Annotated in this window: 18 protein-coding genes; 14 read left to right on the forward strand and 4 right to left on the reverse strand. The window is 66.8% G+C overall.

What is annotated here, in order from left to right; genetic code table 11:
- On the forward strand, positions 1-248 hold a 248-nt coding region (locus AC1D2O_RS23970), incomplete at its 5' end, for an OmpA family protein (RefSeq protein WP_478094733.1).
- Between the two features lie 221 nt (positions 249-469).
- Here AC1D2O_RS23970 and AC1D2O_RS23975 read toward each other — a convergent pair.
- Positions 470-1,114: a hypothetical protein gene (locus tag AC1D2O_RS23975; protein WP_477650798.1), complete on the reverse strand. Its 645-nt coding sequence runs from the start codon at positions 1,112-1,114 to the stop codon at positions 470-472.
- Between the two features lie 247 nt (positions 1,115-1,361).
- On the opposite strand from AC1D2O_RS23975, the gene AC1D2O_RS23980 reads away from it, so the two are divergent.
- From AC1D2O_RS23980 to AC1D2O_RS24005, 6 genes are all read left to right on the forward strand, one after another.
- On the forward strand, positions 1,362-1,853 hold the full coding sequence (locus AC1D2O_RS23980) for a hemerythrin domain-containing protein (RefSeq protein ID WP_478158019.1): 492 nt from the start codon (positions 1,362-1,364) through the stop codon (positions 1,851-1,853).
- Positions 1,854-1,951: 98 nt separating this feature from the next.
- Positions 1,952-2,179: a hypothetical protein gene (locus AC1D2O_RS23985; RefSeq protein WP_478158020.1), complete on the forward strand. Its 228-nt coding sequence runs from the start codon at positions 1,952-1,954 to the stop codon at positions 2,177-2,179.
- Positions 2,180-2,305: 126 nt separating this feature from the next.
- Entirely contained in the window at positions 2,306-2,620 is a 315-nt protein-coding gene (locus AC1D2O_RS23990; RefSeq protein ID WP_478158021.1) for an ArsR/SmtB family transcription factor, read from the forward strand.
- 2 nt (positions 2,621-2,622) lie between these two features.
- Complete coding sequence (locus tag AC1D2O_RS23995; RefSeq protein WP_478158022.1) at positions 2,623-3,087, forward strand: SRPBCC family protein; 465 nt, start codon at positions 2,623-2,625, stop codon at positions 3,085-3,087.
- A gap of 14 nt (positions 3,088-3,101) precedes the next feature.
- Entirely contained in the window at positions 3,102-3,518 is a 417-nt protein-coding gene (locus AC1D2O_RS24000) for a GFA family protein (protein WP_478088849.1), read from the forward strand.
- A gap of 158 nt (positions 3,519-3,676) precedes the next feature.
- Complete coding sequence (locus AC1D2O_RS24005; protein WP_478088847.1) at positions 3,677-4,000, forward strand: lysozyme inhibitor LprI family protein; 324 nt, start codon at positions 3,677-3,679, stop codon at positions 3,998-4,000.
- A gap of 153 nt (positions 4,001-4,153) precedes the next feature.
- Here the strand turns inward: AC1D2O_RS24005 and AC1D2O_RS24010 are convergent, their stop codons facing one another.
- The 3 genes from AC1D2O_RS24010 to AC1D2O_RS24020 all read right to left on the reverse strand — a co-directional run bounded on the left by AC1D2O_RS24010 (position 4,154) and on the right by AC1D2O_RS24020 (position 7,172).
- Positions 4,154-5,365 carry an amidohydrolase family protein gene (locus AC1D2O_RS24010; protein ID WP_478088845.1) on the reverse strand — a complete coding sequence of 404 codons (1,212 nt, stop codon included), beginning with the start codon at positions 5,363-5,365 and terminating at the stop codon, positions 4,154-4,156.
- Between the two features lie 24 nt (positions 5,366-5,389).
- Positions 5,390-6,295: a LysR family transcriptional regulator gene (locus AC1D2O_RS24015; protein ID WP_478088843.1), complete on the reverse strand. Its 906-nt coding sequence runs from the start codon at positions 6,293-6,295 to the stop codon at positions 5,390-5,392.
- Positions 6,296-6,377: 82 nt separating this feature from the next.
- A complete protein-coding gene (locus tag AC1D2O_RS24020; protein ID WP_478088841.1) occupies positions 6,378-7,172 on the reverse strand; it encodes a crotonase/enoyl-CoA hydratase family protein in 795 nt (264 codons plus the stop codon).
- A gap of 238 nt (positions 7,173-7,410) precedes the next feature.
- Between AC1D2O_RS24020 and AC1D2O_RS24025 the strand changes: the two genes are divergently transcribed.
- Genes AC1D2O_RS24025 through AC1D2O_RS24055 form a run of 7 tightly spaced genes read left to right on the forward strand, consistent with a single transcriptional unit; the run spans position 7,411 to position 13,284 of the window.
- On the forward strand, positions 7,411-8,634 hold the full coding sequence (locus AC1D2O_RS24025; RefSeq protein ID WP_478088839.1) for a CaiB/BaiF CoA transferase family protein: 1,224 nt from the start codon (positions 7,411-7,413) through the stop codon (positions 8,632-8,634).
- Positions 8,635-8,667: 33 nt separating this feature from the next.
- Entirely contained in the window at positions 8,668-9,636 is a 969-nt protein-coding gene (locus AC1D2O_RS24030) for a Bug family tripartite tricarboxylate transporter substrate binding protein (protein WP_478158023.1), read from the forward strand.
- 4 nt (positions 9,637-9,640) lie between these two features.
- On the forward strand, positions 9,641-10,105 hold the full coding sequence (locus AC1D2O_RS24035; protein WP_478088835.1) for a MaoC family dehydratase: 465 nt from the start codon (positions 9,641-9,643) through the stop codon (positions 10,103-10,105).
- 19 nt (positions 10,106-10,124) lie between these two features.
- Positions 10,125-10,925, forward strand: a complete 801-nt coding sequence (locus AC1D2O_RS24040; RefSeq protein WP_478088833.1) for an enoyl-CoA hydratase/isomerase family protein — start codon at positions 10,125-10,127, stop codon at positions 10,923-10,925.
- A 16-nt stretch (positions 10,926-10,941) separates the two neighbouring features.
- A complete protein-coding gene (locus AC1D2O_RS24045) occupies positions 10,942-11,328 on the forward strand; it encodes a Zn-ribbon domain-containing OB-fold protein (protein ID WP_478088831.1) in 387 nt (128 codons plus the stop codon).
- Positions 11,325-12,485, forward strand: coding sequence for a thiolase (locus AC1D2O_RS24050; RefSeq protein WP_478088829.1), 1,161 nt, complete (start codon positions 11,325-11,327; stop codon positions 12,483-12,485). The genes AC1D2O_RS24045 and AC1D2O_RS24050 overlap by 4 nt, the downstream gene beginning before the upstream one ends.
- 22 nt (positions 12,486-12,507) lie before the next feature.
- Positions 12,508-13,284, forward strand: a complete 777-nt coding sequence (locus AC1D2O_RS24055; protein ID WP_478088827.1) for an SDR family NAD(P)-dependent oxidoreductase — start codon at positions 12,508-12,510, stop codon at positions 13,282-13,284.
- Positions 13,285-13,287: the final 3 nt, after the last annotated feature.

Raw genomic sequence — 13,287 nt, forward strand, 5'->3', positions numbered from 1 at the left:
CGATAGGCAGCCTCGAGTTCAACCAGCGCCTGTCCGTGGCACGGGCCAACTCCGTGCGCGACTACCTGGTCAGCCAAGGCGTGCCGGCCAACGTGATCCAGACCGAAGGCCGCGGCCCGTCGGACCTGAAGGTCACCGAGGCCGATTGCAAGGCCCAGGGCAAGGCCAGGAACCGTACCGAGCTCATCGCCTGCTTCGAGCCGAACCGCCGCGTGGAAATCCGCGCCGCGGGCGAGCAGGGGGGCTAGGGTTCGCGGGCTTTGCGTGGCCCGCAGCGGATCACTCAAGACCGACCCGGGGCTCAGCGAGCCCCGTCGACTTGATCAGCCGACGATCAGACGGGTCAGTCAACAGTGATCGCCAGACATGGCTCGGTGAGCGCCAGCGCGGCGGCTGCGGGTACTCGCTGCTGGCTGAGCGTTCCGGCAAACTCGCGCAGCACTGCCCAACGGCGCGGTCGAGCAGCACGTCAAGGGCCAGAGGCCAAGCCGGGCGCAGGCTTGGCGGCCTGGCCCGGTGCGAGCGATTGCTCGTCCGGCCTGCTCTGCGCGTCGGCTACGCGCTCCAAGGTTTCGTTGACCTCGTCCAGCGCTTCCGTCGACTTGCTCAACCGCTTTTCCAGTTCGTCCGTCCGCGCGACAGCATCTGCCACGTCGCCATGGTGAACGTCCCCAGGAATTTGCTTGTCCAGCACTGCGTGAACCAGCCCCAGTTCATCGGCAGCAACCTTGATTTCCTCGGTCACCTGCTTGTTCTGCTCAAGTGCATCGTCGATGGTCGGGGTCGCCTCGATGGCCACGTTCGGCTCCGTGTGGTTCGACGACATTGGATGTTCCTTGGCAAGCCGGGATGGCGCTGGGGAATCTGAAGCGCCGGTGTCCTTGGCGCCAAGCCGGGCTTCGTAGTCATTCAGCCATTCTTGTACGCGGACGGCGAGTGCGGCCTCAGCGGCCGCATGGTCGGTGAACTGACGCGCCAAGGCGATCCGACACACGAAAGTGCCAAGCCGGAAAACGTCCGCGTGATAGGACCCGCTTCCGTTCAGCCCGGCATCTGCGGCCACTTCCATGCGCCAGTCGGGAGATGAAAATTGCTGGCGTTCGGAGTTGCTCATAGGGGAACCTCCCGCACGTCATTACCCACTTGCGCGCGGACAACGTGCGCGCCCCGGCCCATGAAGGGTACTCCTATGACGCTCGGATGGGCATTGAGCCTTCAGGCCTCTTTCCGCGCCTCTGAACTTCCACCGACGATGGCCCTGAGGGTGTTGACTTCTCCGGTGCGCGGAAGCGTCCGTCTCCTACGCCGAAGCGAAGGGCTGCATTTCATTCTCCGACTCCCCAACCTCACCGGAGCCCACGATGCCCACGACCGCCAAACGCGCGCCAGCCGATGCCTGCAGTCTCCTCGACACCGATCATCGAAACGTCAAGAAGCTGTTCACCGCGTATGCGGAACTCATCAAGTCGAGGGCGACGAGCACCCCGCAGAAAAAGCGCGACCTCGCCACGGAGATTTGCAACGAGTTGACGGTCCATGCCCAGCTCGAAGAGGAGATCTTCTATCCGGCCCTCAGGGAGGCGATCAAGGATACCGATCTGCTGGACGAGGCCGAGGTCGAGCACGCCAGCGCCAAGGAACTGATCGCGCAGATCCAGGCAGCAGTGGACGTGGATGACAAGTTCGACGCCAAGGTGACCGTCCTCGGCGAGTACATCGACCATCACGTCAAGGAGGAACGCAACGAGATCTTCGTCAAGGCGCGTGCAGCGCGCGGCCTCGATCTGGTTGCCATCCGCGCGCAGCTTGAGTCGCGCAAGGAAGAACTGATGGCCGTCGACGCGACCGCATAGCGAGTTTGCGCATGGGGTTCGGCGCCGCTCAAGCGGGCGGCTCCGGCCTTCTCCAGAAAGCCCAGACTTTGCGTTCATCTTTTCAAAGGAGCCGAACTATGCCGATGGATTTCCTGCGTCGAATCGCGGAGCGGGATCTCCCTTGCACGGTGTATGACCCGGGTGAGATCGACCATCTTCGCGTCCTGCGCGCTGCCGGATTGATCCAGGCCTTCATTCCCCTGCCTGATCGTTTGAATCGCGGCCAAATGTGCCAGAAGGCGGCCCAGGTCCTCGCGATCACACAGAAAGGTCGTGATGTATTGAAAGGTCGGTTGGAGGCGTAAGGCCGGCCGGCGCGCTCAGCAAGAGGTCCCTCTTGCGGTTCTCAGGCATCGAACATCCGATCATCACACCGCTTGACATGCAGGTATTTAACTGCATATCATCCCCTCACGCACGAAACGCAACGGATGGACACAGACAAGGTTTTCAAGGCACTGGGCGACCCGACACGCAGAAAGCTGCTCGACCTGCTGTACGAGAAGAACGGGCAGACGCTGGGCGAACTCTGCGAGCACCTGGACATGGCGCGGCAATCGGCCACGCAGCACATCGGGATCCTGGAGGCAGCCAATCTGGTCAGCACGGTCCGGCGCGGCCGCGAGAAGCTGCACTTCATCAACCCGGTGCCGCTGCACGAGGTCTACGAGCGTTGGGTGCGGAAATTCGAACAGCAGCGGCTCACCCTGCTGCATGACCTGAAGAACGAACTCGAAGGAGAATGACAATGAGCAAGGAAAAGACCAGCTTCGTTTACGTGACCTACATCCGCTCGACGCCGGAAAAGGTGTTCGAGGCCATCACGAAACCGGAGATCGCGCGGCGCTACTGGGGCCACGAGAACGTTTCCGACTGGAAACCCGGATCGACCTGGGAGCATGTGCGCGCCAACGAGCAGCGCACGGTCCAGCTGGTCGGCAAGGTGGTCGAGGTCGCGCCGCCGGCGCGCCTGGTCATCACCTGGGCGGACCCCTCGCAGGCGGCCGATCCGGCCAGCTACAGCCGCGTGAGTTTCGACGTCGCGGCCTACGAGGACATGGTGCGGCTGACCGTCACCCACGACGAACTCGAGGCCGGCAGCGGGATGGCCAAGGGCATCCAGCAGGGCTGGCCGATCGTTCTTTCCAGCCTGAAGTCCCTGCTCGAAACGGGACAGGGCATCGACGTTTTCGCCAAGCCGAAGACGGCCTGAACCAGGAGTTTTTCATGACCCAGTCCTACACCGGCGGATGCGCGTGCGGCGCGATCCGCTACACGACCCAGCACGCGCCCGTCTTCCAGAACCACTGCCAGTGCAGCGACTGCCAGCGGCGAAGCGGCACCGGGCACGGCTCCTACCTGACCTTTCCCGCGCGCGCCGAGATGGCGATCACCGGCGAGGCGACGCACTGGGAGGTCGCGGGCGACAGCGGCAACGTGAAGATCCACGCCTTCTGCCCGGTCTGCGGCACACCGGTCTTCCTGCGCTTCGCCGCGATGCCGGAGCTGATCGCGGTCCATGCGGGCAGCCTGGACGAGCCGGGCCGCTTCGCGCCGCAGGTGCTCACCTACAGCGTCCGCGGGCTGGCGTGGGACGCCATCGATCCCTCGTTGCCGGCATTCGAGCGGATGCCGTCCGCCTAGGGCCGACGCGCCGTGCATCGGCGCGAAAGTGATCGCCGCGACGCCGACCCAGGGCATGGGTCAGCAATCCAGGTGAGTCGCAGCGCGTCGGCCGGTTCGAGGTGGTCAGGCAGATTGATACATTCTGATACCTCTCAAACCGAATCGACAACCAACCCATGATCTCGAAGTCCCTCGTCTTCCTCGCTCTCGCGCTCGCCGCAAACATCGCCGCCGCCGCGCCGCGCGCATGTGAACAGGAAGGACAGTGGGCGTGCGCAGGAGAAGACGCTGCAAGGGCGGACAAGGCACTCAATGTCGCCTACAAGCAAGCCATGGCGCGGCTTGACGCAGACGGCAAGATCAAATTGCGCAACGAGCAGCGCGCGTGGATCAAGCGCCGAGACAAGGAGTGCTCCGCGAACGCGATCAACCAAGGTCAGATTCTTGGCTGCGAACAGGACTTGACGATCACGCGTACCGCCGAGATCCAGCGCTACTAGCTGCCCATGCGGCCGGTGGCGGTGCAGCTCTTTTTACGCGGGCGCTGCGCGACTTCGTTGAGCAGCAGCTCGCGACTTCCAGCCTTTTAGTCCGACTCGCAACGCGCCAGGGCGATGCCGCGTCCCCGCGTGCCGTGCCGGCCAGCGGCCGGCTCACGCAGGCACCGCGTCCGGCAGCAAGACGTTGTCGCGCGCAACGATGCGTCCGCCGGCCACGACCAGTCGACGTGGCGGCCGTACGACGACCGCCTGCGCCACCGTCTGCGCCTGCACCAGCACCAGGTCGGCGCGGTCGCCCGTCGCGAGGCCATAGGCGGCGAAGCCGCAGCCGCGCGCGCCAGCGTGGGTGACGCAGTCGAGCGCGATGTCGAGCTCGTCGTCGCGGCGCAGGTTGTAGCGCATGCCGATCAGCATCGCGCGCTCCAGCATGTCGGGGCTGCCGTAGGGCGACCAGGTGTCGCGGATGCCGTCGTTGCCGCCCAGCACCGTCACGCCGGCCTGGCGGCAGGCCATCAAGGGCGGGACGTGGCGCGAAGGGGGCGCGCTGGTGATCAGCACCACGTCCAGCTTCGCCATGCGCGCCAGCAGCAAGTCGCGCTCGCGCTCGGGCAGTTCGCCCAGGCAGAAGCCATGGCTGATCGCGACCCGGCCGTGCATGCCGAGCGCGGCCGCGCGATCCAGGATCAGCGCCAGCGAGAAGGCCCCCATCGGGCCCGGCTCGTGAAGATGGATGTCGAGCGGACAGCCACGGCGCTCGGCGATGCCGAACAGCGTGTCGAGCGAGCGCACCGGGTCGCCGTCGATCGCGCAGGGGTCGAGGCCGCCGAGCACATCGGCACCCTGTGACATCGCGTCGTCGAGCAGCTCGGCCGTGCCGGGCCGCTGCAGCAGGCCCGATTGCGGAAAGGCGACGATCTGGATCTGCTGCAACGCCTTGAGCGTGCTGCGCGTGCGCATCACGCCGTCGAGGTGGCGCAGGCCGGCCTGGGTGTCGATGTCGACGTGGGTGCGCAGCCGGGTCGTTCCGAGGGCGAGGAAGTCCTTGGCGAGCGCCAGCGACTGGGCCGCGGCGTCGTGGCGGCTCGCCTCGCGGAAGGCGCGCTCGTTGTCGATCTTGTCGATGAGCCGGGTGCCGACCTCGTTGCGGTACCAGTCCAGGCCCCACAAGGTCTTGTCAAGGTGAGTGTGGCCTTCGACCAGGCCCGGCAGCAGCAGTGCGCCGCCGCCCTCCTCCACCACGCAGCCGGCGGGCACGGCCAGCGCGACGCCTGCCGCCGCGATGCGATCGCCGGTCACCAGCAGGTCGACGGGCGCCGCGCCCAGCGGGCGCACGTTGCGAAGAAGGAGCGAATCGGAAACGGGCATGAGAGAAGCCTCGCGACTGGGCGGCTAGCCCGCCTGGACCAACGGAAACTCGCGCGCCGCCAAGGCCCGGAAGCGGCTGGCGGCCGGACTCTCGGTGTCGGCCATGTAGGCGAGCGAGAGCCCGATCGAGGCCGTCGCCGGGAAATCCACGAAAGGCCGGTAGACGATCTTCTCGCTCACATAGCGCTGCATCACCGACGGCACCAGCGCCACGCCGAGACCGCTCTCGACCAGTGCGAGCACCGTCTGCACCTGGATGGCCTGCTGTGTCACGCGCGGAATGAAGCCGGCCTGCTGGCACGCGAACATGGCCGTGCCGTGAAGGCCGGAGGCCTGGCCGGCGGCATACATGATGAAGGACTCGCCGGCCATGTCCGACAGCTTGAGCATGCCCTTGCCGGCCAGCGGATTGCCGCGCGGCAGCGCTGCCACGTACTCCTCGCGCTCCAGCTGGAGCAGCGTGGCCCCGGTCGGCTGCATCAGGGGCACGCGCACGAGCCCGATGTCGAGCGACTTGTCTTCGAGCTGCTGCAGGATGCTCACCGACGTCGCTTCGCGCAGGATCAGTTCGACGCCGGGGTACTCGGCACGAAACAGCGGCAGCAGCTTCTGCAGCATGCCGTAGGTGGTGGAGCCGACGAAGCCGATCTGCAGCACGCCGCCGGTTCCCGCCAGCGTGCTCATCGCGGTCTCGCGCAACTGGTTGCCGTGGAAGAGCAGCTTGCGGGCCTCGATCAGCACCGCCTGCCCGGTGGGCGTGAGCAGGACGCCGGTGGACTCGCGGGTGAACAGCCGGGTGCCGAGCTCTGCTTCGAGTTTCTGGATCGAGACCGTCAGCGGCGGCTGCGCCATGTGCAGGCGCTCGGCCGCGCGGCGGAAGTTGAGCGTCTCGGCAAGAACGACAAAGTGGCGGATGCGTCGCAGGTCCATGGGCTTGGCTGAATCACTGGCGTCGAGCATAACGGAGCCCTCGCCCCTTGCCGCCCGTGCCGTGCCTGCGAGCCCGCCCACATCACCCCTTGAAGACAGCCGGGCGCTTGGCCAGGAAGGCTGCCACGGCCTCCTTGTGGTCGGCGGTCTGGTGCGACATCGCCTGGAAGGCCGAAGCCATTTCGAGCAAGGTGTCCAGGCGCGTGTGCATGGCCTCGCGCAGCAGCCGCTTGGTCAGGCGCACGGCGTGCGGCGGATTGGCCGCGATGCGCCGGGCCAGTTCGTTGGCGGTGGCGAGCAGCTGGCCGGCCGGCACCACGCGCGAGACCAGACCCCAGCTGGCCGCCAGTTCCGCGCCGATCACTTCGCCGGTGAACGACATCTCCGAGGCGCGCGACATGCCGACGATGCGCGGCAGCAGCCAGGCGCCACCGTCGCCGGGAATGATCCCGAGCTTGACGAAGCTCTCGGCGAACTTGGCGTGCTCCGATGCGATGCGCACGTCGCACATGCAGGCGAGGTCGAGCCCCGCGCCGATGGCGGCGCCGTTCACGGCGGCAATGATCGGCACTTCGAGGTTGAACAGCGCCAGCGGAAGCTTCTGGATGCCGGTGCGGTATTCCTGCCGGATCTGCATGCCCGAGACCTCGCCCGACGCCTGCCGCTCCATGTCGCGGATGTCGCCGCCCGAGGAAAAGGCCGTGCCCGCGCCGGTCAGGATCACCGCGCGCACGCTGCGGGCGTTGTGGATGCGGTCGATCGCGGCCAGGAAGTCCGGCACGGCGGAATTGCCCGTGAGCGGATTGCGGCGGCCAGGTTCGTTCATCGTCAGCGTGACGACGTGGTCTTGCTGCTCGTACAGGAGAAAGTCTGGCATCGCGGAAGGCCTCTTCAGGGTGTTGGACAGGCGGCCAGCGTAGGGCTTCAACCCCGACACGTCCAATATTGAATTTAACGATTTCAATACTTCATTGATATCACAAAGGAAAAGCTTCCCTATGGCGTTGCGACAGATCTCGATACCGATCGTATATCGCTTTTCGACTATTTAATATTGGACCGAACATGTAGCGCCACCCTATCCTCACGCCATCGACACAGGACAGGAAGCACACATGAAGACGGCATTGGGGCACCTCAAGGTGCTCGACCTGACCCGCATCCTCGCGGGCCCGTGGGCCACCCAGAACCTCGCCGACATGGGTGCCGAGGTGATCAAGATCGAGCGCCCCGGCGTGGGCGACGACACCCGCTACTGGGGCCCTCCCTTCCTCAAGGACGCCGAGGGCCGCGAGACCCGCGACTCCTCCTACTTCCTGAGCGCGAACCGCGGCAAGCAGTCGGTCACTGTCGACCTGGCGAAGCCCGAGGGACAGGAGATCATTCGCCAGCTTGCGCGCGACGCCGACATCCTGGTCGAGAACTACAAGGTCGGCACGCTCGCGCGCTACGGCCTGGCCTACGAAGACCTGCGCAAGATCAACCCGCGCCTGGTGTACTGCTCGGTCACGGGCTTCGGCCAGGACGGCCCGTATGCGGCGCTGCCGGGCTACGACTACGTGTTCCAGGGCATGGGCGGGCTGATGAGCATCACCGGCGTGCCCGACGGCGAGCCCGGCGCCGCCCCCATGAAGAGCGGCATCGCGATCAGCGACCTGCTGACCGGCATGTACGCCACCTCCGCGATCCTCGCGGCCATCGAGCACCGCCGCGTGAGCGGCGAAGGGCAGTACATCGACATGTCGCTGCTGGACTGCATCGTCACGATCAACTCGTACCAGGCGATCAACTACTTCCTCTCGGGCAAGATCCCGCAGCGCATGGGCAACGCGCACTCCAACATGGTTCCCTACCAGGTCTTCCGCTGCAAGGAAGGCGACATCATCATCGCGGTGGGCAACGACGCGCAGTACGCCGCCTTCTGCAAGGCGATCGACCGCCCCGCGCTGGCCGAAGACCCGCTGTACAGCACCACGGCGCAACGCAACCGCAACCGCGAGACGCTCATCCCGCAGGTGGCCGAGGCGATGCTGGCGCGCGCCATGGAAGACTGGGTTGCGCTGCTCGAGGCCCGCAACGTGCCCTGCGGCCCGATCCACAACATGAAGCAGGTGTTCGAGGACCCGCAGGTCACGCACCGCGAGATGCAGCTGTCGCTGCCGCACAGCGCGGGCGTCCAGGCGCCCAGCGTGGCCAACCCGATCCGCCTGTCGGAAACGCCGATCCGCTATACGCGCTCGGCACCCACGCTGGGCGAGCACAACAGCGCCGTCCTGGGCGACCGGCTCGGGCTGTCGGACGAACGCCTGGCCGAACTGAAAGCCATGGGCGTCGTGTAAGCGCGCCCACCCCAACCAAACGGAGACAAGATCATGAAGTTCACACCCCTTCGCACGGCGGCCATCGCCTCGCTGCTGCTCGTCGCCGGCTTCGCGGCCCAGGCGCAGCAGAAGACGCCGATCCGCTTCCTGGTGCCCTACCCGGCCGGCGGCGCCGCCGACCAGATCACGCGGCTGGTGGCGCAGGACGCCTCGGTCATTCTCGGCGCGCCGATCATCGTGGACAACAAGGCCGGGGCCGCCGGCATGATCGCGGGCGACCTGGCGGCGCGCGCCGAGCCCGACGGCAAGACCTTCTTCGTCGGCTCGAACGCACCGCTGGTGATCAACGCGGCGCTCTACGCCAAGATGCCCTACGACCCGGAGAAGTCCTTCGTTCCGGTGTCGGGCATGGGCAAGTCGCCCCTGCTGCTGGTGACGCGCAAGGACCTGAGCGTCAAGAACGTGGCCGAGCTGATCGCGCTGGGCAAGAAGGAACCGGGCAAGCTGACCATGGGGTCGGCCAGCAGCGGCAACATCACGCACCTGGCGGGCGAATACGCCACCTCGCTGATGGGCTTCAAGGTCACGCACGTTCCGTTCACCGGCAGCGCGCCGGCCATCATGAGCATGATGGGCAACAACGTCGACATCATGTTCGACGCCCTGCCCTCGTCGATGCAGCAGGCCAAGGCAGGCAAGATCCATCCGCTGGCGATTCTCGACAGCGTGCGCTTCCCGCAGCTGCCGAACGTGCCCACGCTGAAGGAAGCGGGCTACCCGAAAGCGGAAGCCAGCGCCTGGTTCGGCGTGGTGGCGCCGGCGAACACGCCACCGGCCATCGTCAACGAAATGAACAAGGCCATCAACGAGGCGCTCAAGAAGCCCGAGCTGATCGAGAAGCTCCAGGCCATCGGCGCGCAGCCGATGCCCGGATCGCCGGAGGTCTTCGGCAAGTTCATCGCCGACGAGCGCACGCGCTGGATTCCACTGGCCAAGTCGCTGGGCGTGAAGGCGGACTGACACCATGGGCAAGAAAAGCTTCGACTCCATCCAGGCCCTCAAGGCGTTCGTGGGCGCGCCGCAGGTCACGGGCGACGCCATCACGGTCGACCAGGAAACCATCGACGTCTTCGCCGGCGTCACCCAGGACCGGCAGTGGATTCACACCGATCCGCAACGCGCCGCCACCGAGTCGCCCTTCAAGACCACCATCGCCCATGGGCTGCTGACGCTGTCGCTCATCACGGGCTGGTACCACCGCTGCTTCGAGTTTCCCAACCGGAAGATGGCGCTGAACTACGGCTTCGACAAGATCCGGTTCACCGGCCCGGTGCCCAGCGGCTCGCGGCTGGTCGGCAGCTTCCAGCTCGAGCGCGTCGACGACATCAAGCCCGACGAGGTTCGCTGCGTCTGGCACGTCGAAGTGCACGTCGAAGGCGCCGAGCGGCCGGTCATGGTCGCGACCTGGCTGATGCAGATCCGCTACTGAAAAGAATGAAAGGACAACCATGCCCGTTGTAGACATCTCCCAGGTGGGCGCGACGGCCGTGCTCACGCTCAACCGGCCCGCTCAGCGCAACGCGTTCGACTACGCCATGCGCGAGGAACTGGCCGCCGCCGTGGCGCGGGTGCGCGACGACGCGGCCGTGCGGGCGGTCGTTCTCACCGGCGCCGCCGGCCATTTCTGCGCGGGCGGCGACGTCAAGGTGCTGTCGGAGCAGCAGGGCCAGAAGCGCGACATCTTCGAAGGCCGCGAGCGCATCCGCAAGATTCACCGCTGGCTCGACGAGTTGATCGACCTCGAAAAGCCGCTGATCGCCGCCGTCGACGGCGTGGCCTTCGGCGCCGGCCTGTCGCTGGCGCTGTGCGCCGACTTCGTGCTGGCTTCGTCCCGCGCCACCTTCTGCAGTGCCTTCACGCGGCTCGGCTATGTGCCGGACACGGGCGCGATGTACCTGCTGCCGCGCGCCATCGGGCTCGCGCGCGCCAAGGAACTCGTCTTTACCGCGCGCGTGGTCGGTGCCGAAGAGGCGAAGACCCTCGGGCTGGTGCACACGGTGTGCGAGCCGGACACGCTCCTGCCGGCGGCGCTCGAGTTCGCGGCCCGTTTCCACAGCGCGCCGACCGAAGCGCTGGGCCTCGCGAAGAGCGTGATGAACCGCGCCTTCGAATCCGACCGGGGCGAGGTGTACGCGCAGGAGGCCATGGCGCAAGCCATCTGCCGCGAAAGCGAATTCCACGCCGAAGCCGTGCGCCGCTTCATGGCCAAGGAAGCACCGCTCTACCAATGGCCCGCCACGAAACCCTGACCCGGCAGCAAACCCCATGACCGACATTCGTCCCGAAGCAAGCTACTTCGCGCATCTCGCCGAAGGCAAGTTCATGCTGCAGCGCTCGCGCGCCAGCGGCAAGTACTTTTTCTACCCCCGCGTGGCCGAGCCGGTGACCGGTGCCCGCGACCTCGAGTGGGTCGAGGCGTCCGGCCGCGGCACGGTGCACGCCACCACGGTGGTGCGCGTCAAGCCGCCGCAGCAGCCGTACAACGTCGTGCTGGTCGACCTCGACGAAGGCCCCCGCCTGATGAGCCGCGTCGAAGGCATCGCGCCCGACGCGGTGCGCATCGGCATGAAGGTCCAGGCGCGCATCGGCCGGCAGGACGACAAGCCGATTCTTCTCTTTGACATTGCGCCGGACGCAGGGAGCCAGGCATGACCACGAACGACCGCTTTCCGCGCGGCAAATCGGCCATCGTGGCCGCAAGCACCTACGGCATGGGCGAATCGCCCGGCATGAGTTCGATGGACCTCGCCGTCTCGGCCAGCCTCGGGGCGCTCGACCAGGTTGGCCTCGCGCCGGGCGACGTGGACGGCCTCTTCATCGGCCTGCCCGACGACTTCCTCTCCGGGCTCACTTTCGCCGAGTACCTGGGCATCCAGCCGCGCCTGACCGAGAACAACCGCACCGGCGGCTCCGCCTTCCTCACGCATGCGATGTGGGCGGCGCTGGCGATCGAAGCAGGGCAATGCGATGTCGCGCTGATCGCCTACGGCAGCAACCAGCGCACCGCCTCGGGTGGTCTGGTCAGCGCGATGCGCCCCTCGGCCTACGAGGCGCCGTACAAGCTCGGGCGCCCCGTGGGGGCCTATGCGTTCGCCACCTCGCGCTACATGCACCAGTACGGGCTGAAGCGCGAGCAGCTCGGCGAAGTCGCCATCGCCGCGCGCCGGTGGGCGGCACTGAACCCCGACGCCTTCATGCGCGATCCGCTCACGATGGAGGACTACCTCCAGGCCCGCATGGTGTCGGACCCGATCAGCGTGCGCGACTGCTGCCTGGTGACCGACGGCGCCGCCGCCGTGGTCATGGTGAGCGCCGAACGCGCGAAACACATGGCGAAACGCCCGGTCTACCTGCTCGGCGCCGCGGCGGCCACGGACCATCGCGACATCACCTCGATGCCCGACCTCACGACCACCGCGGCCGTGCACTCCGGTGCGCGCGCCTTCGCCCAGGCCGGCGTCAAGCCCGCCGACATCGACGTGGTCGAGCTCTATGACGCCTTCACGATCAACACGCTCCTGTTCCTCGAAGACCTCGGCTTCTGCAAGAAGGGCGAAGGCGGCGCCTTCGTCGAAGGCGGCCGCATCGCACCGGGCGGCGCGCTGCCCGTGAACACCAACGGCGGGGGCCTCTCGTGCGTGCACCCGGGCATGTATGGCCTGTTCACCATGGTCGAAGCCACCCAGCAGCTGATGGGCCAGGCCGGCGAGCGGCAGGTGAAGGACGCGAAGCTGGCCGTGGCGCACGGCAACGGCGGCGAACTGTCGAGCCAGGCCACGCTGGTGCTCGGCACCGAAGAAACACTTTGAGTCAAAGACGAAGGAACCCGACATGAACGACGAATCCCTCTCGCTCGCGAACAAGAGCATCGTGGTGACCGGCGCGGCGCAAGGCATCGGCCGCGCCATCGCCGAACTGGCGCTGAAACTCGGCGCCACCGTCACGGCCGTCGACCTCAACGCCGGCGCGCTGGAAGCGTTTCGCGACGAAGCCGGCGCCGACCGCGTGCTGCCGATGGCCGGCAGCGTGGCCGACGAGGCCTTCGCGCAGCGCACCATCGACGAAGCCGTGGCCCGGTTCGGCGCCGTGCATGGTCTCGTCAACAACGCAGGCATCACCCGCACCGCGATGATCGAGAAGATGACCAAGGAGGAGTGGCAGCAGGTCATCGACGTGCACCTCACCGGCTCCTTCTTCTTCCTGCAGGCCGCGGGCCGCCACATGCTGGCCCGTGCGCGCGCGGGCGACAAGACCCAGGGCTCGATCATCAACATCTCGTCGGACGCCGGACGGCGCGGCACCATCGGCCAGATCAACTATGGCGCGGCCAAGGCGGGCCTGCTGGGCCTCACGATGTGCGCGGCGCGCGAGTGGGCCAAGTACAACGTGCGCGTGAACACCGTCGGCTTCGGCGTGGTCGAGACGCCCATGACCGAAACCATCCGCAGCGAGAAGTTCGCCGAAACCTACCGCGCACAGATTCCGCTCGGACGCTGGGCCGAGCCGGTGGAAGTCGCGCGCCCGGTGTGCTTCCTGCTCTCGGATGCGGCTTCGTACATCACGGGACAGCATCTGTCGGCCAATGGCGGCTACACGATCGGCCTCTGAGCA

It is taken from the genome of Variovorax sp. P1_G12 (assembly GCF_056405555.1).